Here is a 21398-nt window from a genome sequence, read left to right on the forward strand (position 1 = left end):
GTCTCAACACGCCCTCTGTTAACTTTGTGGAGTCCCCCGTTGAAGCGCCTGCTCATCCCCCTTGCTGCGGCAGGTCTGACCGCCGCCGCACTCGCCGCACCCGCTACGGCCGCACCCACCTGGGTCACCGACCCGCTCGCTCCCAAGCCCGTTGATGCCTACAGCACCGCCCTGTTCTGGCTGGACGCCAACGGCGCCGCGCTGAAGAAGGCCACGCAGTACCACTGGGACTCCAAGGACGTCACCAAGCTGGTCAAGGTCAGCCCTAACGCCCCCGATGACGGCAAGCCCGGCGTCGTGGCCCCCATCGGCGCCGCCACGACCGGTGGCAAGGTGAAGAACGTCAACCTGCCCAAGACCATCGGCAAGGTCTTCTTCATCGACCGCAAGGGCGAGTACCGCTGGTGCTCGGCCACCTCCATCCAGTCGAGGCACCGCAACCTCGTCGCCACCGCCGGACACTGCGTCTACGAGCAGGGCCGCGACGTCTTCGCCAAGTGGGTCTTCGTTCCTGGCTACTACCAGGGCAAGGCGCCCTTCGGCGTCTTCTCCGGCGCCTACGCCTTCACCACCTACGACCTTGACACCTACGACGACTACGACGGCGACTTCGCCTTCGTCGCCGTCCACAACGGCTTCGCCCTGACGGAGAGCCGCGAGGTCACCAAGGGCGAGTTCTCCGCCTGGGCCGGCGACAAGTGGGTCCAGCAAGAGGAGATCAAGGAAGCGGAGTACAAGACCGGCTTCGAGAAGTACGGCGCCGCCGGGCCGTACTGGTCAAAGGACTTCGACGTCACCCCTGAGAAGGTCGGCCACGACTACAAGGGCGAGAAGACCCTCACCAAGGTCGAAGTGACCGAGAAGGAGTACGGCGACGCCGCCCCGAGCACCGCGACCAACGTCAACGGCGAGCAGTACGAGAAGATCGGCCCGACGCCCATCAGCAAGGAGGAGTACCAGAAGCTGACGGCGCTCAAGGCCGACGGGAAGTTCCCCGGCATGCTCCACGCCGACTCCAGCAACGGTGCCGAGATCGCCTGGTACGAGACCCGCTACTACACCAAGCAGTGGGTGAAGTCGGGCAAGACCGTGCGGTACTTCCGCGACCACTACTTCATCGGCCTCGCGAAGGACACCGGCAAGCTCGGGGACGCCGTCGGTGGCCAGGGCATCGCGTGGAACCAGCCGACCGGCCAGCCCGTCTTCGTCTTCGGCTACCCCGCCGACGCGCACCCCGACGGCGACAATCCGTACACCGGTGTCACGCCCAAGTACTGCTACGGCAAGACGGGCACGAAGACCTACCAGGTCAACACGTTCAGGGTGGAGACCCACCAGGTCCTGAAGTGCTCGCTGACCGGCGGCGCGGACGGCGGCCCGTGGCTGCTGAAGTACAGCAACAGCAAGCGCCTGGGCTACGTCAACGGCGTGACCAGCCTGTTCCACGACCAGGACGGCAACGACCGGGTGGACATGATCAGCTCGGCGTATTTCGACGGCGAGACGGCTGACGTCTACAACAAGGCGCAGTACGCGGAGACCAAGGCCATCGTCGGCCCCAAGGGCGAGCTGCTGCAGTAGAGGTATGTGGACGGCCCGGCTCGTGACGAGCCGGGCCGTTCGTCTGTGCGAGAGGAGCGCTCTCTCCATCTGAACGTATCCGAGTCGAGCTGATCGCCAGCGGGGACGTGTTGCCTCGTCGCTCCGAAGACCTTGGGGAGTTGCGTCCAACCGCTGACAGCCCGGATGAACCCACACTCTCGGAGATCCTCGGCATGATGCGCGATCAAGAGCGCACCTAACAACTGCTCCTCAAATACCGAGCTAGCCGGGAAACCGCGGACCAGGCCCGTAGCGCACGCCGCGCCCACCCTTCGCTTCACCGATCTTTTCCAGGATCTCGCGATCGCGCAGACTGTTGAGCAGGTCGCGAGCGGCATACACGTGGATGCCGAAGAGCCGCTGCAGGGTGCGATTGGTGACGAAGCCATACTCCCGCACATGATCAACGATCTTCTGATCGATGCCGTCGATGGTGTGCCGGTGATAGCTCATAGCCCGCGACATCGCGGCCACCACCTCAGACTGGAGACGGTAGGAGGGAAATGCCTTGGCCGCCGTGCGCCTGGATGGTTCGATGAGGCGCTCGCCAGCCATGGAGGCAAGCACTTGCTGCGCTTCGACAGGAGGGCGTTGGATCAGCGTCCCGAGATGGGATGCGTCGATGCTCCGACGCCTTCTCAGATGCGAGAGGGCGAGGAGCACATTGACATCTCGTCCCACCCGCAGCGGCAACTCGTTGACAAAGCGGACGAAGGCATCGTTTCCGATGCCACCGACCAGCGTTGCACGCACCATCGTTCCTGAGTCGTCAAAGGCCGGTGGCTCTTTGCCTATCCTCAGCATCTCGCGATACGCACGGTCCACACCTTGTCCCGTGCGCTCCGCCAGTTGCAACACGGAGACCGTCTCGGTGAGAAGCCGGTTTCTTGGCGTGGAGGGATGGGTCAGGATGTTCTCTGGCGTCACCCCCGAAACCAGCCCACCAGGGCTGACGACGATCAAGCGCTCAGGTGAGTGTTCGATGTCGACCGTGCCGCCCGTCTCATAGGAGCGGTGGATCAACGCATTGACGATCAGCTCTCGTAGCGCTTCGGCGGGATAGTCGGTGAGCTGAAGTTGCACGCCCCCAGCGATATTGAGTGGATGCACCTCCCGTCGCACCGCCACCGACTCGGTAAGCGCCTCAATAGCAGCGAGCAACGGGCGTGTGCCTCGCATCCTTCCGGTTGCTTCGCTGCCCAGCTTCGGGCGGAACCGGTAGGAGTATCCGTAACTCGGGATGACCTGCTGGATGAGCGATTCCTCAGCAAGGAGGAGCACCCCCGCGTTGGTCACGCTGCCATCCGAGGCTCTGAGTCTCAGAGCGTCCAGCAAGGCTCGGTCGGAGAGATCTGCCAGGTGTTCGCGGCCAGCTGCGGCGAGGAGATTCCGGAGCCTTCCGAACTCCACCGGATTCAGGTCCCCGTGCTCGGTGCTCGACGGCTCTGCGGACCAGTCAACCTGCCCTCGGGCGATCATTACTTCGGAGCGAAGGCCCTTTAGACCGGTAGCAGGTCCTTGACGCGTTCGTTCAGTTCCAGCACCGGGGGTTCCGACCGGTACGGCTCCAGCCTGCGGCGCAGATCCGACGCATACGACCGCGTGCGGACCGACTGCAGCTCCCCCGCCAACGCCAAAGCCTCCGTAGCCGTGCTGCACGCCTCCTCCAGTTCCCCGCACTGCAACAACCCCGCCGCCAGCAGCGAGAGGTTGAACATCCGCCCCCGCACGTACCGCCCGTCCATCTCCAGCGACCGCCGGGCCTGCTGCACCGTCCGGGCCCCTTCCCCCAGATCCCTGAAGCAGTGGGCGAACTTCGCCGACAGGTACGCCTCGTCGAAGTACGACAGCCAACTCGGCTCGTCGCCTTCACGCCTGCGCTCGAAGGCGCGTTCGGCCGCTGTGAGGGAGCTCGCGCAGGAGGTCTTGTCGCCGAGGCCCGCGTGCGCGTGGGCCTCCAGGACGTGGCAGGAGGCCATGAGGGTGTCGATGCCCGCCCTGCGCGCCGACTGCTGGGCCGCGCGGGCCAGGTCGAGGGCGTGGGCCGGCTGGCCCATGTAGAGGGCCTGGTGGCTCATGCCGGCGAGGATCTCGCCGCCCAGGCCGTCGTCGTCGCCGCCGCGGGCCAGGCGCAGCGCCTGGATGAGGTAGCGCTGGGCCAGGCCGTGCTGCTCGAGGTCGTAGGCCATCCAGCCGGCCAGCCTGGTGAGCTCGGCGGCGGCCGAGGCCAGCCGCTTGCCGGTGGCCTCGCCGTACGAGCCGTCTCTGAGCAGCGGTGTGACCGCGGTGTCGAGGTACTTGATGACGGCGGAGCGGACCCGCCCGCCGCCGAACCTGTTGTCGAGTTCTCCGAAGGAGCGGGTGACCTCGTGGATGGCGGCGATGTCGGCCATCCCGACCCTGCGCCCGCCCGACCCCGTCGGCTGACCCGCCCGCGGGAACGTCAGCCAGCGGATGGCCCCTACCGACCCTGCCCCTATGGCGAAGGTGGAGTCGAGCAGAAACCTGCGTCGCTCCACATCCGCCCGCCACAGTGCTGTCACTGTCGCGACCCCCTCCCGCCACGTGTGGGTGAACTCCTGCCCGAGGTGGAGGGGTGTAGTGATGGCCGGCATACCGAGATCCTCCGGCGTGACCGGGCGGCCGAGACGCAGTGCGAAGATCTCCGTGAGCAGGCACGGAACGGGGTCTCGCGGCCGCTGACCACCGATCCAGCGCAGCACGGAACTGTGGTCGTACTTCAGGCCTGGCGTGCCGCGGGCGGCACCCAGATCGTTCAGCCGACGGGCCAGCCCCTTGTGGGAGAAGCCCGCTTCGGCGATGAGCGCCTGAAGTGGCCGGTTGGCCTCACGTTCCATGGGCTCCCCCTCAGCGGAGAGTCGCACGTCATTACAGAGCGTTCAATTATTAGCACGCAAAGTAATGAGTCGATTGCCGTTCCCCAATGGGAGGGCCAACTTTCCGCCGAGGGGAGAGCGCTAGAGCCTGGCCACGCCGTCCTCGCGCGCCTGCGCCGACACGGCGGCGATGACGGCGGGAGCCACGCGGGGGTCGAACGGGCTGGGGATGACGTAGTTCTCGCTCAGCGCCTCACCGACCACGTCGGCCAGCGCCGAGGCGGCGGCCACCTTCATGTTCTCGGTGATGGTCGTGGCACGGACGTCGAGCGCGCCCTTGAAGACGCCGGGGAAGGCGAGGACGTTGTTGATCTGGTTGGGGAAGTCGGAGCGGCCCGTCGCGACCACGCGCGCGTGGCGGGCGGCCACGGAGGGGTGGACCTCGGGGGTGGGGTTGGACAGCGCGAACACGATCGAGTCGGACGCCATCGAGGCGATCGCCTCCTCGGGCACCGTGGAGCCCGAGAGACCGACGAAGACGTCGGCGCCCTCCAGCGCCGCGGCGGTGGAACCGGTGTGGCCCGCCTTGTTGGTGTCGCCGGCGAGGGCCTCCTTGTAGGAGTTGAGCCCGGAGCGGCCCGAGTAGATCATGCCCTTGGAGTCGGAGACCGCGATGTCGCCGATGCCGGCGTTCAGCAGCATGCGGGTGACGGCGACGCCCGAGGCGCCCGCGCCGGCGACGACGGCGCGCAGCGCGGAGAGCGGCCGTCCCGTCAGCCTCGCGGCGTTCTGGAGCGCGGCGAGGACGACGATCGCCGTGCCGTGCTGGTCGTCGTGGAAGACCGGGATGTCGAGGAGGGCGCGCAGCCGGTCCTCGACCTCGAAGCAGCGCGGCGCGCTGATGTCCTCGAGGTTGATGCCGCCGAAGGACGGCGCGAGCCTGGCCACCGTCTCGACGATCTCGTCGACGTCGGTGCAGTCGATGCAGAGGGGCACCGCGTCGACTCCGGCGAACTCCTTGAACAGCAGCGCCTTGCCCTCCATGACGGGCATGGCCGCCGCGGGGCCGATGTCGCCGAGGCCGAGGACGGCGGTGCCGTCGGAGACGACCGCCACGACGTTGGAGACCCAGGTGTAGTCCCTGGCCAGCTCGGGCGACTCGGCGATGGCCGAGCAGACCTTCGCGACCCCGGGGGTGTAGGCGAGGGAGAGGTCGTCCGCGTCGCGGACGGGGATGGTGGAGCGGACTTCGAGCTTGCCTCCGCGGTGGAGGGCGAAGGCCGGATCCAGGTCGAGGGATTCGAGAGATGCAGAAGCGGGCGTGACAGCCACAGCGACCCCAGTAGTCATCGGAAACGGACACGAACCAGACGCGGCACGAAAGGTGTCGTACCCAGGGCGTCTTCGTGAGGGGGTACGGGGGTCACCCGTTTTTTGATTCTGCCACATACTGAGACGCGGCCATGTGTAAGGAGTGTTAACAGGTTGGATCTGACCTCATACGCGGAGTTGGCCGTCCTGCTGGTCAACGGCGAGCTGCCGGACGAGGGCGAGCTGCGCGCCGAGCTGACGTCCGTCTTCGCGCACGCCGCGGCGGGCAGGGAGCGGGAGGCCGTCGAGCTGCTCAACGACCTGCTCTCGCGCCATCCGGTCAGTCCGCAGATCTCGGGGCACGACGGGCAGCGCTGGCACCTCCACCTGGCGGAGGGCGGCGTGGTGATGGGCCTGGCGGCGGTGGTGACCGAGCTGGGCGTGGACCGGCTGGGCGTCTGCCAGGCCGCGCGGTGCTCGCGGGTGTTCGTCGACACCTCGTCCAACCGGTCGCGCCGCTACTGCTCCGAGCGCTGCGCCAGCAGGGCGAACGTGGCCGCCTACCGGGCCCGGCGCAGGAGCGGCCAGTAACGCAGCACGACCCTGCCGACGATGTCGTCGACGGGCCCGAAGTCCCAGCTGTCCCTGCGACCCGTGGCGCGCTGGTTGTCGCTCTCCAGCCACCAGCCGTCGGCGCCGTGCCACTGGGCCCGCTTGACGATCAGCTGCGCGGGGTCGCCGGGCAGCCGGGCTACGACCAGGTCGCCGGGATGGACCCGGGCGCCACGCCGTACGAGGAGCCAGTCGCCCGGACGCAGCGAGGGTCGCATGGAGTCGCCTTCGACACGTACCCTCATATGATCTCCCTACGCGATTGACGTCCTCCCCGGCTTAAGCGCCGAGGACTACCCCACGTCGCCGTGAGGTTCTTACTGCTTCCGCTACGCCGCTGAAGCGTCGTAGGTTTCGGGCGGTGCCGGGCTCGGAGTTGCCTCACCCGGGCTTACCCGCCCTCCACAGTCGTTTATTCCGTGTCCAGCCAGCCCGGCGGCCACGTTCGTACGGGTCATGCGCTGCCCTTCGAGCAGGATGATGATCGCCGCGGCGACGTCGCGATCATGGTGCTCGCCGCAGGACGGACAGTCCCACTCCCGCACGTGAAGGGGCGAGTTTTCCGATCTTCCAGCCGCAACACGGGCACAACTGGGAAGAGGGATGCCAGCGGCCGATCTGGACGAGGACGCGTCCACGTCTGGCGGACTTGTCCGCGAGCATGGCCAGGAACGTGCCCCAGCCCGCGTCGTGCGCCGACTTGGCGTGGCGGCCGCGCGCCATGCCTCGCACCGACAGCGTCTCGACGTGCACCGTTTGGTTATCGCGGATGATCGAGGAGCTCGTCTGGTGGAGGAAGTCGCGGCGCGCGTCGGCCACCCTGGCATGCTGGCGGGCCACCTTCACCCTGGCCCTGTCCCGGTTCTTCGACCCCTTCCGCTTGCGAGCGAGCGAGCGCTGCAGGCGGGCGAGCTTCCTCTCCCGCCGCCGCAACCACCGCGGATTGACGATCTTGGTACCGTCGCTGAGGGTCGCGTAGTGAGTCAGTCCGAGATCGATCCCGGTCTCGGCGTCGATCTCCGGAAGGCTTTGGGAGCTCTCCTCCACCTCGACGACGAATGAGGCGAAGTAGCGCCCCGCGGCATCCAGGATGACCGTGACCGACGACGGAGCGACAGGTAGCGCACGAGACCAGCGAACCTCCACATTCCCGATCTTCGCCAGGTACAGCGAGCCGTCCGCATGAAGCCGGAAGGCGTTGGTCGTGAACCGGACGGCTTGCCGGTGGTCGTGGCGCGACTTGAACCGGGGCAGGCCCATCTTCGGCCCTTTGCGTCTGCCGCTGACGGAGTCGAAGAAGTTCTGGTAGGCAGCGTTGAGATCACGGACCGCCTGCTGAAGCGCCACGGAGGACACCTCTCGCAACCAAACACGCTCAGGGCGCTTCTTGGCGGCGGTGAGCACCAAGCGCTGAATCTCGGCGTCACCGATGAACGGCAGACCGGCTTTGCGGGCGGTCTTGCGAGCGGTCAGGGCGTCGTTCCACACCACCCGGGCACAGCCGAACGTCCTGGCCAGCATCTGACATTGGGCGGCGTCGGGGTAGAGCCGGAAGTTGTAACGCAACCTCACCCTTGATCACCCCAGGCTCACGATATCGCTCCCACCCTTAACCATGAGGCTGAATGGACCAGGCCTTCGAGCCGACCTGCGGCACGTGACCCGTCCGCCCCGTGCGGCCGGGGACGCTCAAAGCCACTCCGGTAAGGTCGGTAACCGGACCAAGCTGATACAGCATCAAGGAAGGACTTTCTGATGCTCGCACGACTGCTACGACCCAAGCACGTCGCTTCCGCGCACTGTGACCTGCCCTGCGGTATCTACGACCCCGCGCAGGCGCGGATCGAGGCCGAGTCGGTCAAGGCGATCATGGAGAAGTACGCCGGCAACGAGGACCCGGTCTTCCGCTCCCGCGCCCTCACCATCAAGGAGGAGCGCGCCGAGCTCGTCAAGCACCACCTGTGGGTGCTCTGGACCGACTACTTCAAGCCTCCGCACCTGGAGACCTACCCGCAGCTGCACCAGCTGTTCTGGGAGGCCACCAAGCTCGCGGGCGCGGCCGGCGGCAAGGGCACGGTGGACGTCGCCAAGGCCGACGAGCTCCTCGGTAAGATCGACGAGATCTCCAAGATCTTCTGGGAGACGAAGGCGGCCTGAACCGCCCAGTAAGGGCCCCGCGGTCGCGGGGCCTTTTTCGTTGGTTGGCGCGTCTGAATCCGCCAATCGGGTCCCGGTGGCGGTAAGTTGCAGAGAGCGTCCTATACGCGAGGAGGAACGTGACCGAGGACACCGAGGCGCGCGTGATCCGTGATGTGGTGAGCGTCAGGCTTCCCGCCGCGAGCGCGTACCTGTCCGTGCTCCGTACGGCTACCGCCGGCCTGGCCGCACGGCTTGATTTCACGCTCGACGAGATCGAGGACCTGCGCATAGCCGTCGACGAGGCCTGCGCCATGCTGCTGAACGAGGCCGTGCCCGGCACCGACCTGACGGCCGAGTTCGAGCTGACAGGGCATGAGATGCAGGTCAGGGTGGAAGTCGCGACCGTGGGCAGTTCGGCGCCGAAACGCGATGACTTCGCGTGGATGGTGCTCACCGCCCTGGCCGACGACGTGGACGCGGTGACCGACTCCCCCGACCGCATGGCGATCGTCCTGCGTAAGCGCCGAGGCGCGGCGAGGCCGGCGTGACGGAAAGGACTGGAGCCATGGCCGCCAGCGACCACGCCGTGCCCGACAGGGTGCGCGCCCGCATGCTTTTCGCCGAGTTGGCCGAGCTGGGCCCCGACGAGCCGCGCAGGCAGCGCATCAGGGACGAGCTGGTCGAGCTTCATCTCCCCCTGGTGGAATACCTGGCCCGTCGCTTCCGCAACAGGGGCGAATGGCTCGACGACCTGACCCAGGTCGCCACCATCGGCCTGATCAAGTCGATCGACCGGTTCGATCTGGCGCGTGGGGTGGAGTTCTCCACCTACGCGACGCCGACCATCGTCGGTGAGATCAAGCGGCACTTCCGTGACAAGGGCTGGGCCGTGCGGGTGCCGCGCAGGCTGCAGGAGCTCAAGCTGTCGCTGACCAAGGCGATCAGCGAGCTGTCGCAGCGTGAGGGGCGCGCGCCGACCGTGGCCGAGCTCGCGGCGTTCCTGAAGATGACCGAGGAGGAGGTGCTCGAGGGCCTCGAGTCGGCCAACGCCTACTCCACCGTCTCCCTCGACGCCCCCGACTCCGGTGACGACGACGCGCCCGCCGTGTCCGACTCGCTGGGCATCGTCGACGAGTCGCTCGAGGGCGTGGAGTACCGCGAGTCGCTCAAGCCGCTGCTCGAGCGGCTGCCGCCGCGCGAGAAGCGCATCCTGCTGCTGCGGTTCTTCGGCAACATGACGCAGTCGCAGATCGCCACCGAGCTCGGCATCTCGCAGATGCACGTCTCACGCCTGCTGGCCCGCACGCTCGCGCAGCTGCGCGAGGGGCTGACGGCCGAAGACTAGTCGCCGTACAACGCCTTCGTGGTCGGCGGCGCCAGCAGGGTGCCGAGGCCCGCGATCGCGGCGGCCAGCAGTGGCACACCGATCGCGGGCCAGCCCGACTGCATCACCGTCACGGACACGGGGATCAGGAAGATCTGCGTCAGCACGCCCGGCGCCCTGCCCCAGCGCTCGGCCCTGAGCAGGCCGCCCACGGCGACCCAGATCAGCCCGGCGCCGACGAGCAGCCCGAACGCGGCCTCGGCGAGCGCGGCGGTGGTCTCCGTGGCCTCGCCCGCCAACGTGCCGATCAGGGCATAGGCGCCGAGCCCCAGCGCCACCAGTCCCTCGGCCGCCACGATCCCCGCGGCGACCACCAAGCTCCAAGGGCGCATGCTTCTCTTCATTCCTCTTGTACGGCAAAGCGGGCTCGAGGCCACCGTAGGTCACCGGTGACCGACCGTCCTCCACGCTACTCCAGCAGAACTCCGGCCGGCCGCCGTCACGTCAGGGTCGTCAGGCGGTGGCCGGTTCACGGGAACGCCCATCATCTCGCCCCCTCCCCTCGCCCCCGCCATCGGGCGGCCTGAACCGGGGGTCCACACCGGCCACCTCGACGCGGCGCGCGAGCCGATCGACGGCAGAGCCCGACCGCAGGAGACGGCGGCCGCTCCCCCGCAGCGGACACACCCAAGCCCGCTATACGGACAAGACGGACATCGATCACCGGCTACGCTGGCCGTATGCGCGCGATGCTCCTGGTCAACCCCAAGGCGACGACGACGAATCGGCGCACGCGTGATGTGCTCATCCGCGCGCTGGGCGCGGCCGTCGACCTGACCGTCGAGGAGACCCGCTACCGGGGGCACGCCGCGGCGCTGGCCGGCACCGCCCATGCCAAGGGCTACGACACCGTCGCCGTGCTCGGCGGCGACGGCACCGTGAACGAGACCGTCAACGGCCTGCTCGACGCGGGTGGCAGGGCCGAGCGCCCGTCGCTCCTCGTGATCCCCGGCGGCAGCGCCAACGTCTTCGCCCGCGCCCTCGGCCTGCCCAACGACCCCGTGGAGGCCACCGGCGCGGCACTGGAGGCGCTGCGCGAAGGCCGTCACAGGGAGGTCGGTTTGGGCCAGGCCCTATGGGAGGGCGAGAGCCGCTATTTCACCTTCTGCTCGGGCATGGGCTACGACGCCGAGGTCATCCGCGCGGTCGAGGGGCTGCGCGGCGCGGGCCGCAAGGCGACCCCCGCACGCTACGTGAACACCGCCCTGCGCCACTATCTGGCCACCGACAAGCGCCACCCCGCGATGACGGTGAAGGGGCCCGGCATCCCCGCGGCCGAGGGCGTCTTCATGGCGATCATCTGCAACACCTCGCCGTGGACCTACGTGGGCACGCGTCCGGTCGAGCCGACCCCGTGGGCGAGTTTCGAGACCGGCCTCGACCTGCTGGGGCTCCAGCGGATGGGGCTGCCCTCGATGGTCTCGATCATCAAGCAGATCCTCACGGAGCGTGACACGCTTCCGCACGGCAGGCACCTCGTCCAGCTGCACGACGAGGCCGAGTTCACCCTCTCCGCCGACCGCCCCGTCGCCTTCCAGCTCGACGGTGACTACCTGGGCGAACGCGAGTCCGTTACGTTCCGGTCTATCCCGAATGCGTTACAAGTTCTGGTCTAGGTGGTTACATTCGGTCATTGTGTGATGCATCCGACATCCATATCCACCAAAACTTAGGGCCAAACCTCTTGCGTGTACTCAGCGTGGCTGGAAGTCTCATCACTGACGTCGGAACGTAGGACCTTTAACTATCCCGAGGCCCTACCGGCGGGGCGCGGACGATCCCCCCGGATCCAAACAGGATCACGGGTAAATGCTCGCGCTAGTTAGTGAAAGTCTTCACAAAGTAGACCGCACGGAGCCGGGCACAGCGGCTCCATCTACGAAGGAGTGGACGCATGGACTGGCGCCACCGAGCTGCCTGCCGTGACGTGGACCCTGAGCTGTTCTTCCCGATCGGCAACACGGGCCCCGCGCTCATGCAGATCGAAGAGGCCAAGCAGGTCTGCCGTTCCTGTTCGGCCGTGGACTCGTGCCTGAAGTGGGCCCTGGAGTCCGGTCAGGACGCCGGGGTCTGGGGCGGTCTCAGCGAGGACGAGCGCCGCGCTCTCAAGCGCCGCAACGCTCGTGCCCGCGCCCGCGCCACCGCCTGACCCGACCATCCCGACCCGGCCATGCTTCACTGACCATGCTTGACCTGACCATGCTTGACCCGAACACTGCCTGACCGCACCACACGACGCCTGGCGAGTGAGATGTTCCCGCCAGGCAGGTGACCCCGAGGGGTCACGAGGTGGGCAGCGGGATCGACAGCGTCACCTCGGTCCCGCCCCCAGAACGCGGCTCGATGGTCAGCTTGCCCGACAGCTCTCCCTCCACGAGCGTGCGCACGATCTGCAGGCCGAGACTGGTGGTGCTGTCGAGATCGAAGTCGGCGGGCAGGCCGCGCCCGTCGTCCCACACCACGACGTTCAGCCTGTCGCCCCTGGCCTCGACGACGACCTGAAGCCGCCGGGGCCTGCCGTGCTGCAGGGCGTTCTGCAGCAACTCGGTCAGCGCCATCGCCAGCGGGGTCGCGACGATCGAGGGCAGCACCCCGAACGTGCCGACCCGCCGCGGCGTCACCGCCGCCTCCGGCGCCGACACCTCCCCCGCCATCGCGATGACCCTGTCGGCGATCTCGTCGAAGTCGGCGAACTCCTCCGGCGCCATCGACAGCGTCTCGTGCACGATGGCGATCGAGCCGACCCGCCGTACCGCCTCTTCGAGCGCCTCGCGTCCCTCGGGGACCTGCAGCCGGCGCGCCTGCAGGCGCAGCAGGGCGGCGACGGTCTGGAGGTTGTTCTTGACGCGGTGGTGGATCTCGCGGATCGTGGCGTCCTTGGTCATCAGCTCGCGCTCGCGCCTGCGCAGCTCGGTGACGTCGCGGATGAGCACCAGCGCGCCGATGCGACCGCCGCCGACGATCAGCGGGATCGCTCGGAGCTGCACGATCGTGCCGCCCGACTCGACCTCTGTCTCCTTGGCCGCGCGCCCGCTGGCCACGATCATGAGGTCTTCGTTGATCGGCTCGTCGGTGTAGCAGAGGGCGGCGGTCAGCCTCCCCAGCTCGGCCCCCACCAGGTCGGCGTGCAGGCCGAGGCGGCGGTAGGCCGACAGCGCGTTCGGCGAGGCGTAGGTCACCCTGCCCGCGCGGTCGAGCCTGAGCAGGCCGTCGCCGACGCGGGGCGAGCGGACCAGGATCGGCTCCTCGCCCGAGAAGGGGAAGCGCCCCTCCGCCACCATCTGTGCCAGGTCGGAGGCGCTCTGCAGGTAGGTGAGCTCCAGGCGAGAGGGCGTGCGGGCCGACGACAGGTTGGTCGAGCGCTGGATCACGCCGAGGAAGCGGCCCTCGCCGTTGGGCATCGCCCGCCGTACGGGGATGGTCTCCTCGCGGACCGGCACGCCCGTGGACCAGTCGGGATCGCCCTCACGGCAGATGCGCCGCTCGTTCCAGGCGGTGTCGATCAGCCGGCGCTCGCCCTTGGCGGCGACGGTGCCGACGATGTCGTCGTGGTAGACGGTCGGGCCGGTGGTCGGACGCATCTGCGCGATCGCGATCCAGCCCTGGTCCCCGCCCGTGCCCGGCTCGTCCAGCACGCCCGGCCCCCTGCGCTCCAGCAGCGGAGCCCAGAGAATGAGGTCGGCGAACGACAGGTCGGCGAGCAGCTGCCAGTCGGAGACGAGCGAGTGCAGCCAGTCGAGGTCCGCCGCGTCGAGCGCGGTGTGGCGGACGACCAGGTCGCTGAGAGTCGGCACGAGTGCATCATGCGTGCTTTCGGCCCTAACAACCAACTCGCACGCCGCGCGAGGGTACAACAGCCCAATTTTTGGGGCATCTCACATTGTGAGAACCGTCACACCGCACGGCGGTCCCGCGCCCAGGAGGTGGTCGCCACGGCCCTGACAGCGGACTCGGTTGCCGTCGCACGTGCGGCGATGGATATCCTTCACAATCAGCCCGAGCTGCCCGGATACGCGCGCGATGGGGCGAGCACGTCCTGCGGGCTCGACCGCCACGCCCGCATACCCGCGGACCGCACTTGCCTGCGGTTGACCGCTCGGGCCAATCTGAGTTCCGATGATCTCGCGGTGATCAGACACGCCCTCACCGCCGTGGCTGGAGTGAAGGTGAGAGCGTGACAGAAGAACCCCCTCGCGTACCCAAGTACTACGACGTCAAACGGAGCCTGCTGGAGCTCACCAAGAGCCTCACGCCGGGCAGCTCGCTGCCGCCCGAGCGCACCCTCGCCGTGCGCTTCGAGACGTCCCGCACCACCGTCCGCCAGGCGCTGACGGAGCTGGTGGTGGAGGGCAGGCTGGTACGCATCCAGGGGAAGGGCACCTTCGTCGCCCAGCCGAAGGTCGCCCAGGTGCTCCAGCTCACCTCCTACATCGGCGATCTGCGCACCGCGGGCCTGGAGCCGGACACCAAGATCCTCGACATCAGCTACATCACGGCCGACGAGGCGCTGGCGCGACGGCTCGCGATCAACCCCGGCGGCAGGGTGCTGCGCATCCACCGGCTCAGGCTCGCCAACGGCGAGCCGGTGTCGATCGACACCACCCATCTGTCCGCCAGGCGCTTCCCCAGGCTGCGGCGCGAGCTCGAGGTGCACTCCTCGCTCTACGAGACGCTGCACAACGCCTACAGCGTGCGGCTGACGGACGCGGAGGAGGTCATCGAGACCGTGCTGGCGACGCCGTACGACGCGCAGATGCTCGGCGTCGACGTGGGCCTGCCGATGCTGCTGCTGACCAGGCACGCGTTCGACGCCGACGGCAACCCCGTGGAGTGGGCCCAGTCGCTCTACCGCGGCGACAGGTACAAGTTCGTCACCAGGCTGCGCCGTCCCTAGCGGATCAGGTGTTCTGGCACCCGGCCTCGGGCAGCCAGCAGACCTTCCTGGACATCTCCTTGGCGTCCTTGAGCAGCGTCGCGAACTCGCCCATCGGCAGCGAGGGGGTCGGCCACGCGGTCTCGGTGTAGACCATGATCGCCGCGCCCCTGCGCACCGCGACCTGGCGCAGGCCGCCCTCCCAGTAGCGGGCCCCCACCCGCACGGCCTCGTCGCCCAGCTTGAGCGGCTTGCTGTAGTAGCTGATGCGCTCGATGCCGTTGCCGCGCGAGGCGCAGCGCTTCAGCTCGGCCCGCATGGCGTCCATCGCCGCGCGGGCGCCCGACTCCTCCTGGTAGAGCGCGACCTGCTCGCCGCCGATCTCGATCTCCTGCTGGCGGTAGACCGTCCTGGCCGCCACGCGGCCCTTCTCGACGCCCCCGCGCTTGGCCCAGTAGCTGTCGTGGCAGGCATCGAGCATCAGCGGCATCGACGCCCTGTCCGACACCTCCCAGATGTCCCAGCCGCTGGATCTGCCCTCCCACAGCAGGAAGCCCTTCGGCAGGGTGGTCGTGGCGCCGCCGAGCAGCGTGGCCGCGGCGGTCAAGAGCGCCGCCCCCGTTGTCATCATCCCCATGCCTAGTAGACGCGACGACTCTTCGTGAAGTTGGCGACAAAACGCGATTTGAAGCAGAAGATGCAGGCATGGCTAAGGCGATCGAACAACCCGTGCCCGGCATCACGGTCGGGCACGCGCTCCTGGCCCGCTCCAAGGGCGTGCCCCAGCCGGTCGACAAGATCGTGCACGACGGCGACACGATCAACATCGCCGCCGACGGCAACTTCGGCGTCCGCATGCTCGGCGTGGACGCCCCCGAGGTCAGCTTCGAGCTGCCGCGCAACCCCGACTTCCCCGACCACCCCAAGAGCTTCGTCAAGATCGAACATCCGGCCTGGACGGACTTCCTGACCGACCCGTTCGCCAAGGGGTACAAGGAGCTGGCGCTGCGCACCGCGCTGCACAACCACCTGCTCACCAAGGTGGGGCCGCAGGCCGCGGCCAACCACGCCGTCCACGCCGCGCCGGCCACCCAGGCGCTCAAGGACATGGTCCAGGGCGACATCACCGAGCAGGGCCTGACCAACGAGACGTTCAGGCTCAGGCTGGCCTTCGCGCACGAGATCCTCGACAGGTACGGCAGGCTGCTGTGCTACGTCAACCGCGAGCAGAAGCTGAAGCCCCGCCCTGACCCCTACAACGAGCGGATGCTCGCGGCCGGCCACGTCATGCCGTACTTCATCTGGCCGAACGTGGACCCGTTCGTCCGCCAGGAGGGCAGGGTGGCCGACGCCGTCCCGAAGCCGGGGACGGCCCGCGCGATCGCCGAGGCGGGCGCGCTCGGCCGCGCCAGGCACGCGGTGCAGGCGGCGCGGCAGGCCGGCCTCGCCCTGTGGGACCACGCGAACCCGCTCCTGCTGCACGCCTTCGAGCTGCGCTTCCTCGCCCAGCGAAGGGCGCCTGACCGGTACGTGCTCGACCTGTCGGACAACTCCAGGGAGCTGATGCACCCGCAGAGCTACTTCCGCGTGCCCAACCCCGAGGACCGGCTGTTCGTCAACGCCGAGCACGCCCCCCTCTTCCACGAGAAGGGCTGGTCCGTTCCGCCGCTCTGACAAGATCGCTAGGTTGTCGACATGAGGGACATCGACACCACCGTGCCGCACTCCGCCCGAATCTGGAACTACTGGCTCGGCGGCAAGGACAACTACGAGATCGACAGGATCGCGGGCGAGGAGTTCCTGAAGATCTTCCCCGGGATGGCCATGGGCGCCCGCGCCTCCAGGGCGTTCCTGCACAGGACCATCACGTGGCTGGCCGCCGAGGCGGGCGTCAGGCAGTTCCTCGACGTCGGCACCGGACTGCCCACCGCGGACAACACCCACGAGATCGCCCAGCGGATCGCGCCCGAGTCACGCGTCGTCTACGTCGACAACGACCCCCTCGTGCTGAGCCACGCCCGCGCGCTGCTCGTGGGCACGCCCGAGGGCGCCACCGACTACGTCGACGCCGACGTGCGGGAGCCCGAGGTGATCATCACGGCGGCCGCCAAGACGCTCGACTTCGCACGGCCGATCGCGCTCAACCTCAGCGGGATCATGGGCCACGTGACCGACGACGAGACCGCGCTGTCTATCGTCCGCAGGCTGCTGGACGCGCTGCCCTCGGGCAGCTACCTGGCGCTCAACGACGGCACCAACGTGCACAGCGAGGCCAACAGGCAGGCGCATCGGCAGTACAACGAGAGCGGCGCGCTGCCGTACATCCAGCGCAGCCCTGAGCAGCTGGCCCGCTTCTTCGACGGGCTGGAACTGGTGGAGCCAGGGCTGGTCTCGGTGACGCGGTGGCGGCCCGAGGGAATCATTCCCCCGGAGGTGGACGGTTACGGAGCGGTCGGGCGCAAGCCCTGACGCGCTCCCTGTTTGGAACTCTGGCTGCCTGGTAGGTTCCGGGCCATGGAGTCCGCGAAGCACGCAGGTGACGCCGCTGTCGCCGTCGCCAAGGCCTATGGCATCGAGACGATGTTCACCCTCTCGGGCGGGCACGTCTTCCCCCTCTACGACGGCGCCGTGCACGAGGGCATGCGCATCCTCGACGTCAGGCACGAGCAGAGCGCCGTGTTCGCCGCCGAGGCGACGGCCCGGCTGACCAGGAAGCCCGGCCTGGCCGTGCTCACCGCGGGCCCCGGCATCACCAACGGCGTCAGCGGCGTCGCCACGGCGCACTTCAACGGCTCGCCCGTCGTCGTCATGGGCGGCCGCGCGCCCCAGTCGCGCTGGGGCAGCGGCGCGCTCCAGGAGATGGACCACCCGCCGCTGCTGGAGCCGATCACCAAGCTGGCCTTCACCTCCTCGGGCGCCGACTCGATCGGCCAGGACGTCGAGATGGCCTTCCGCACGGCCGTCGCGCCGCACCGGGGCCCGGTGTTCGTCGACTTCTTCATGGACCACCTCTTCGCGCCCGCCCAGATGCACCGGGCCGAGACGCAGACGCCCTCGCCGTACGAGCCGGACCCCGACGCCCTCGCCCGCGTGGCGGCGCTGCTGGCCGAGGCCGAGCGGCCGGTGGTCGTGCTCGGCTCGGACGTCTGGATGGACCGCGCCGAGGAGGCCGCCCGCGACTTCGTCGAGGCGTGGCGGCTGCCCGTCATCCCCAACGGCCAGGGCCGCGGCATCCTGCCCGCCGGCCACGAGCTGCTCGTCACCCGCGCTCGCGGTCTCGCCTTCGGCCAGGCCGACCTGGTGATCGTCGTCGGGACCCCGCTCGACTTCCGCCTCGGTTACGGCTGGTTCGGCGGCAAGGAGGGCGCGCCGCCGGCCCGTGTCGTCCATCTCGCCGACGCGCCGTCCCAGCTGGCCACCCACATGCAGCCGGCCGCCGCCGCCGCGGGCGACCTGTCGCTGGTCTTCTGGAGCCTTGGCGCGGCCTGTGGCGACGCAGGCGTGAAACCCGCCCGCTACGCCCCATGGCTCTCCACGCTCTCTGAGGCGGCCGCTGCGGCCGTTTCGGGCGACGCCGACCTGTTGGGTGCCGACAGCGATCCCATCCACCCCATGCGCGTCTACGGCGAGCTGGGCAAGGTGCTCGCCGACGACGCGGTGGTCATCGGCGACGGTGGCGACTTCGTCTCCTACGCCGGCAAGTACGTCGAGCCGCGCCAGCCGGGCAACTGGCTCGACCCCGGCCCCTACGGCTGTCTCGGCACCGGCCTCGGCTACTCCATCGCCGCCCGCCTGGCCAGGCCCTCCTCCCAGGTGGTGCTGCTGCTGGGCGACGGCGCCGCGGGCTTCTCGCTGATGGACGTCGACACCCTCGTACGGCACGACCTGCCGGTGGTCATGGTGTGCGGCAACAACGGCATGTGGGGGCTGGAGAAGCACCCCATGCAGATGCTGTACGGCTACGACGTGGCGGCGGAGCTGCGTCCCGGCACCCGCTACGACCAGGTCGTGACCGCGCTCGGCGGCGGCGGCGAGCTGGTCACCAAGCCGTCGGAGATCGGGCCCGCGCTGAAGCGGGCGTTCGACTCGGGCGTGCCCTACATGGTGAACATCGCCACGGACCCGCAGGTCGCCTACCCCCGCAACACCACAGGGGTGTAGCGGAGGACGGCGGGCCCGGCCCTGTCTAGGGCTTGGCGGTGATCGTCGGCGAGGGCGAGGTGGACGGCGACGGGGTGGTCGAGGGCGACGGGCTCGGCGACTTGCCCGGCGGGCAGATGTCACCCACGACGTCGACGATCACCGTCTTGCCCTTCGCCAGCGGCCTGCCCGGCCCGGGCACCTGCTTCGCCACCTTCTTGCAGCTGTCGGGCTCCATCACCATCTCGGCCTTGACCCTGATCTGATAGCCGGAGGCATGGACCTTCTTGGTCGCCTCTTCGATGAACATGTCCAGCACGTTGGGCACCTGCGGCTGCTTCGGCGGTGTCGTCGTGGGTGTCGCCGGGGTCGTCGGCGTGACGGACGGCTTGGGCGGGCTCGTCCTGCTGGTCGGCCTGGTGGGCTCCGGCTCGGTCGGGGTCACGTCCTCGGTGGGATCGGGCTTCGGCGGTCTCGCCGTCCTGGTCTTGGTCGGCGGTGGTGACGCGGAGTCGCTGCCTGCGACGTGGGAACGGGTCACCTCCGGATCGGCTGTGCCGTCCATGCCGGTCAGCGCCACCGCGCCGGCGCCCACGCCGAGGACGGCCACCGCGGCGATGCCCGCCACCAGCACGCCTCGGCCGCTGGTCGCCTTGGCCGCTCTGCGCGCCCCGCGCCGCGACCCCGGCGCGGTCGCCGTGGTGTGCTCGGGCGGCTGGATGGCTCCGGTGGCGGGCGCGGGCGCCATCGTGGCGCCCGTGACGGGGGCGAGGTCGGTGAGCGAGGGCGGCGAGCCCGCCTCCGCGGACTGCGCGGACCGCACCGCCTGTCTGGCCGCGGCCGCCATCGCCGAACCGCTCGGGAAGCGTCGCAGGGGGTCCTTGGACAGCGCCTGCTCGACGACCGCCCGTACGGAGGGCGGGATCTCGGCGGGCAGCGGTGGCGGAGCCTCGCGGATGTGCTTGAGCGCGATCGTGACGGGGCTGTCGCCGTCGAAGGGCCGCACGCCCACCAGGCACTCGTAGGCGACCACGCCGAGCGCGTAGATGTCGACGGCGGGCGTCACGGGGGCGCCCTCCGCCTGCTCGGGCGCGCAGTAGGCCGCGGTGCCCAGCACCATGCCCGCGTCGGTGAGCCGGTTGGCCACGTCCTGGCGGGCGATGCCGAAGTCGGTGATGACCAGCGTGCCGTCGCGCTGCACGAGCAGGTTGCCCGGCTTCACGTCGCGGTGCACGATGCCCTGGTCGTGGACGGCCTGCAACGCCGCGGCCGCCTGGGCGATCAGCTCCATGGCGGGTTCGGGCGCGATGCGTCCGAGGCGTTGCAGCAACCGGTCGAGCGCCTCGCCGTCGACGAACTTCATCACCAGGTAGACGGTGGCCCCCGCGCCCGCCACCTGGTGCACGCCGTAGTCGTAGACGTCCACGACTCCCGGATGGTTGACCGTCGCCATCGCCCTGGCCTCGCCCTGGAAGCGGGCGACGAATCCGGGGTCGTCCGTGCGGCCCGGAAGCAGCACCTTGACGGCGACGGTGCGGGCAAGGACGATGTCCTCGCCACGCCACACCTCGCCCATGCCGCCGGCGCCGATGCGGGTATCCAGGCGATATCGCCCCGCCAGCGTCGTCCCTTGGGCCACCATGTCTCCCCCGTTACCCCCTGTCGTCTGGAACCTCTCCCACCCCAGGGTTCTCCAACAAAGCGGATTTGTATCGCGGCGAGGTAACGCAGAGGTCACGGAATTCTGGAAGTGTAAGGCTTGTCCCTGTTTTGTCACCACATAATTGGCACAAGCCGTACAAACCTATCCTGGTCCCTGACAGGCTTTCCTGTCCGTCCGATAGGCGAGATTCGATCAAGTAGCCTGGCGTCATGACGCTCGCGCCAGGCCTCCGCTCCTCGATGCTGATCATGGTCGAGCGGGAGGACACCGCCGCCAAGGTCGGCAGCGGCGACGTGCCCGTGCTGGCGACGCCCAGGCTGCTCGCGCTGGCGGAGATGGCGACCACGCAGGCCGTCAGGAACCACCTCGCGCCGGGCGAGACGTCGGTCGGCACCCGCGTCGAACTCGACCACCTGGCCGCCAGCCCGGTGGGCGCGCACGTCGAGATCAGCGCCGAGCTGACCGCGGTGGACGGCAGGCGCCTGGTGTTCAGCTTCACCGCCCGCGATCGTGCCAAGCTCGTGGGCAAGGGCACGATCGAGCGGGTGGTGGTCGATCGGGAGAAGTTCCTCGGCCGGCTCTCCTGAGGCGAACGCTCAGGCGATGACGGCGATCAGGTCGCCTTCCTGCACCACGTCGCCTTCGGCCACCTTCAGCTGCGACACCACACCGTCGTCCTCGGCCAGGACGGGGATCTCCATCTTCATGGACTCCAGGATGACGAGAGTGTCGCCCTCCTCGACCGTGTCGCCCTCGGCGACGACGACCTTCCACACGTTCGCCACCATCTCGGCGTGCACCTCAGCCACGGGAACTCCCCTCTTTCCAATGCCTCAA

23 protein-coding genes are annotated in these 21398 nt (G+C 68.8%); 12 read left to right on the plus strand and 11 right to left on the minus strand.

The window, feature by feature from the left end; translation table 11 throughout:
- The first annotated feature begins 39 nt into the window (after nucleotides 1-39).
- Complete coding sequence (locus tag H4W81_RS29370; protein WP_192777788.1) at nucleotides 40-1581, plus strand: trypsin-like serine peptidase; 1542 nt, start codon at nucleotides 40-42, stop codon at nucleotides 1579-1581.
- Nucleotides 1582-1824: 243 nt separating this feature from the next.
- Here the strand turns inward: H4W81_RS29370 and H4W81_RS29375 are convergent, their stop codons facing one another.
- The 3 genes from H4W81_RS29375 to H4W81_RS29385 all read right to left on the minus strand — a co-directional run bounded on the left by H4W81_RS29375 (nucleotide 1825) and on the right by H4W81_RS29385 (nucleotide 5789).
- Nucleotides 1825-2898: an ATP-binding protein gene (locus H4W81_RS29375; RefSeq protein WP_192777789.1), complete on the minus strand. Its 1074-nt coding sequence runs from the start codon at nucleotides 2896-2898 to the stop codon at nucleotides 1825-1827.
- Nucleotides 2899-3101: 203 nt separating this feature from the next.
- On the minus strand, nucleotides 3102-4460 hold the full coding sequence (locus tag H4W81_RS29380) for an NsdA family TPR-like regulatory protein (protein WP_192777790.1): 1359 nt from the start codon (nucleotides 4458-4460) through the stop codon (nucleotides 3102-3104).
- 120 nt (nucleotides 4461-4580) lie between these two features.
- A complete protein-coding gene (locus H4W81_RS29385) occupies nucleotides 4581-5789 on the minus strand; it encodes an NAD(P)-dependent malic enzyme (RefSeq protein ID WP_192777791.1) in 1209 nt (402 codons plus the stop codon).
- Nucleotides 5790-5924: 135 nt separating this feature from the next.
- Here H4W81_RS29385 and H4W81_RS29390 point away from each other — a divergent pair, with 135 nt between their 5' ends.
- Complete coding sequence (locus H4W81_RS29390) at nucleotides 5925-6341, plus strand: CGNR zinc finger domain-containing protein (protein WP_192777792.1); 417 nt, start codon at nucleotides 5925-5927, stop codon at nucleotides 6339-6341.
- Here the strand turns inward: H4W81_RS29390 and H4W81_RS29395 are convergent.
- From H4W81_RS29395 to H4W81_RS29400, 3 genes are all read right to left on the minus strand, one after another.
- Complete coding sequence (locus H4W81_RS29395; protein WP_192777793.1) at nucleotides 6311-6607, minus strand: S24 family peptidase; 297 nt, start codon at nucleotides 6605-6607, stop codon at nucleotides 6311-6313. The genes H4W81_RS29390 and H4W81_RS29395 overlap by 31 nt on opposite strands.
- Nucleotides 6608-6691: 84 nt before the next feature.
- A complete protein-coding gene (locus H4W81_RS48845) occupies nucleotides 6692-6907 on the minus strand; it encodes a zinc ribbon domain-containing protein (protein WP_318782024.1) in 216 nt (71 codons plus the stop codon).
- Nucleotides 6867-7883: an RNA-guided endonuclease InsQ/TnpB family protein gene (locus tag H4W81_RS29400; RefSeq protein ID WP_264083194.1), complete on the minus strand. Its 1017-nt coding sequence runs from the start codon at nucleotides 7881-7883 to the stop codon at nucleotides 6867-6869. The genes H4W81_RS48845 and H4W81_RS29400 overlap by 41 nt, the downstream gene beginning before the upstream one ends.
- A 234-nt stretch (nucleotides 7884-8117) precedes the next feature.
- On the opposite strand from H4W81_RS29400, the gene sodN reads away from it, so the two are divergent.
- From sodN to H4W81_RS29415, 3 genes are all read left to right on the plus strand, one after another.
- Nucleotides 8118-8519 (plus strand): superoxide dismutase, Ni, encoded by a 402-nt coding sequence (gene sodN, locus H4W81_RS29405; protein WP_225958843.1) that lies wholly within the window; start codon nucleotides 8118-8120, stop codon nucleotides 8517-8519.
- A 119-nt stretch (nucleotides 8520-8638) separates the two neighbouring features.
- Nucleotides 8639-9049 carry an ATP-binding protein gene (locus H4W81_RS29410; protein WP_192777794.1) on the plus strand — a complete coding sequence of 137 codons (411 nt, stop codon included), beginning with the start codon at nucleotides 8639-8641 and terminating at the stop codon, nucleotides 9047-9049.
- Between the two features lie 17 nt (nucleotides 9050-9066).
- Nucleotides 9067-9846 carry an RNA polymerase sigma factor SigF gene (locus H4W81_RS29415; protein WP_192777795.1) on the plus strand — a complete coding sequence of 260 codons (780 nt, stop codon included), beginning with the start codon at nucleotides 9067-9069 and terminating at the stop codon, nucleotides 9844-9846.
- On the opposite strand, the gene H4W81_RS29420 is transcribed toward H4W81_RS29415, so the two are convergent.
- Nucleotides 9843-10217, minus strand: a complete 375-nt coding sequence (locus tag H4W81_RS29420; protein WP_225958844.1) for a hypothetical protein — start codon at nucleotides 10215-10217, stop codon at nucleotides 9843-9845. The two genes, H4W81_RS29415 and H4W81_RS29420, sit on opposite strands and share 4 nt — an antisense overlap.
- A gap of 348 nt (nucleotides 10218-10565) precedes the next feature.
- Here H4W81_RS29420 and H4W81_RS29425 point away from each other — a divergent pair, with 348 nt between their 5' ends.
- Nucleotides 10566-11501, plus strand: coding sequence for a diacylglycerol/lipid kinase family protein (locus tag H4W81_RS29425; protein WP_192777797.1), 936 nt, complete (start codon nucleotides 10566-10568; stop codon nucleotides 11499-11501).
- 278 nt (nucleotides 11502-11779) lie between these two features.
- Nucleotides 11780-12034, plus strand: coding sequence for a WhiB family transcriptional regulator (locus H4W81_RS29430; protein WP_183655868.1), 255 nt, complete (start codon nucleotides 11780-11782; stop codon nucleotides 12032-12034).
- 133 nt (nucleotides 12035-12167) lie between these two features.
- Here H4W81_RS29430 and H4W81_RS29435 read toward each other — a convergent pair whose 3' ends face one another.
- Entirely contained in the window at nucleotides 12168-13679 is a 1512-nt protein-coding gene (locus H4W81_RS29435; protein ID WP_192777798.1) for a sensor histidine kinase, read from the minus strand.
- 380 nt (nucleotides 13680-14059) lie between these two features.
- On the opposite strand from H4W81_RS29435, the gene H4W81_RS29440 reads away from it, so the two are divergent.
- Nucleotides 14060-14779 (plus strand): GntR family transcriptional regulator, encoded by a 720-nt coding sequence (locus H4W81_RS29440; protein WP_192777799.1) that lies wholly within the window; start codon nucleotides 14060-14062, stop codon nucleotides 14777-14779.
- A 4-nt stretch (nucleotides 14780-14783) separates the two neighbouring features.
- On the opposite strand, the gene H4W81_RS29445 is transcribed toward H4W81_RS29440, so the two are convergent.
- On the minus strand, nucleotides 14784-15395 hold the full coding sequence (locus tag H4W81_RS29445) for a hypothetical protein (RefSeq protein WP_192777800.1): 612 nt from the start codon (nucleotides 15393-15395) through the stop codon (nucleotides 14784-14786).
- Nucleotides 15396-15463: 68 nt separating this feature from the next.
- On the opposite strand from H4W81_RS29445, the gene H4W81_RS29450 reads away from it, so the two are divergent.
- Genes H4W81_RS29450 through H4W81_RS29460 form a run of 3 tightly spaced genes read left to right on the plus strand, consistent with a single transcriptional unit; the run spans nucleotide 15464 to nucleotide 18919 of the window.
- Entirely contained in the window at nucleotides 15464-16432 is a 969-nt protein-coding gene (locus H4W81_RS29450; RefSeq protein WP_192777801.1) for a thermonuclease family protein, read from the plus strand.
- Between the two features lie 21 nt (nucleotides 16433-16453).
- Nucleotides 16454-17227: an SAM-dependent methyltransferase gene (locus H4W81_RS29455; protein WP_192777802.1), complete on the plus strand. Its 774-nt coding sequence runs from the start codon at nucleotides 16454-16456 to the stop codon at nucleotides 17225-17227.
- Nucleotides 17228-17272: 45 nt separating this feature from the next.
- Complete coding sequence (locus tag H4W81_RS29460) at nucleotides 17273-18919, plus strand: acetolactate synthase (RefSeq protein WP_192777803.1); 1647 nt, start codon at nucleotides 17273-17275, stop codon at nucleotides 18917-18919.
- Nucleotides 18920-18944: 25 nt separating this feature from the next.
- Here the strand turns inward: H4W81_RS29460 and H4W81_RS29465 are convergent, their stop codons facing one another.
- A complete protein-coding gene (locus H4W81_RS29465) occupies nucleotides 18945-20540 on the minus strand; it encodes a serine/threonine-protein kinase (protein WP_192777804.1) in 1596 nt (531 codons plus the stop codon).
- Nucleotides 20541-20770: 230 nt separating this feature from the next.
- On the opposite strand from H4W81_RS29465, the gene H4W81_RS29470 reads away from it, so the two are divergent.
- Nucleotides 20771-21148 carry a thioesterase family protein gene (locus H4W81_RS29470; protein ID WP_192777805.1) on the plus strand — a complete coding sequence of 126 codons (378 nt, stop codon included), beginning with the start codon at nucleotides 20771-20773 and terminating at the stop codon, nucleotides 21146-21148.
- A 9-nt stretch (nucleotides 21149-21157) separates the two neighbouring features.
- Here the strand turns inward: H4W81_RS29470 and H4W81_RS49525 are convergent, their stop codons facing one another.
- On the minus strand, nucleotides 21158-21370 hold the full coding sequence (locus tag H4W81_RS49525) for a biotin/lipoyl-binding carrier protein (protein ID WP_318782025.1): 213 nt from the start codon (nucleotides 21368-21370) through the stop codon (nucleotides 21158-21160).
- Nucleotides 21371-21398: the final 28 nt, after the last annotated feature.

Origin of the sequence: Nonomuraea africana (assembly GCF_014873535.1) — a bacterium.
Lineage (GTDB): Bacteria > Actinomycetota > Actinomycetes > Streptosporangiales > Streptosporangiaceae > Nonomuraea > Nonomuraea africana.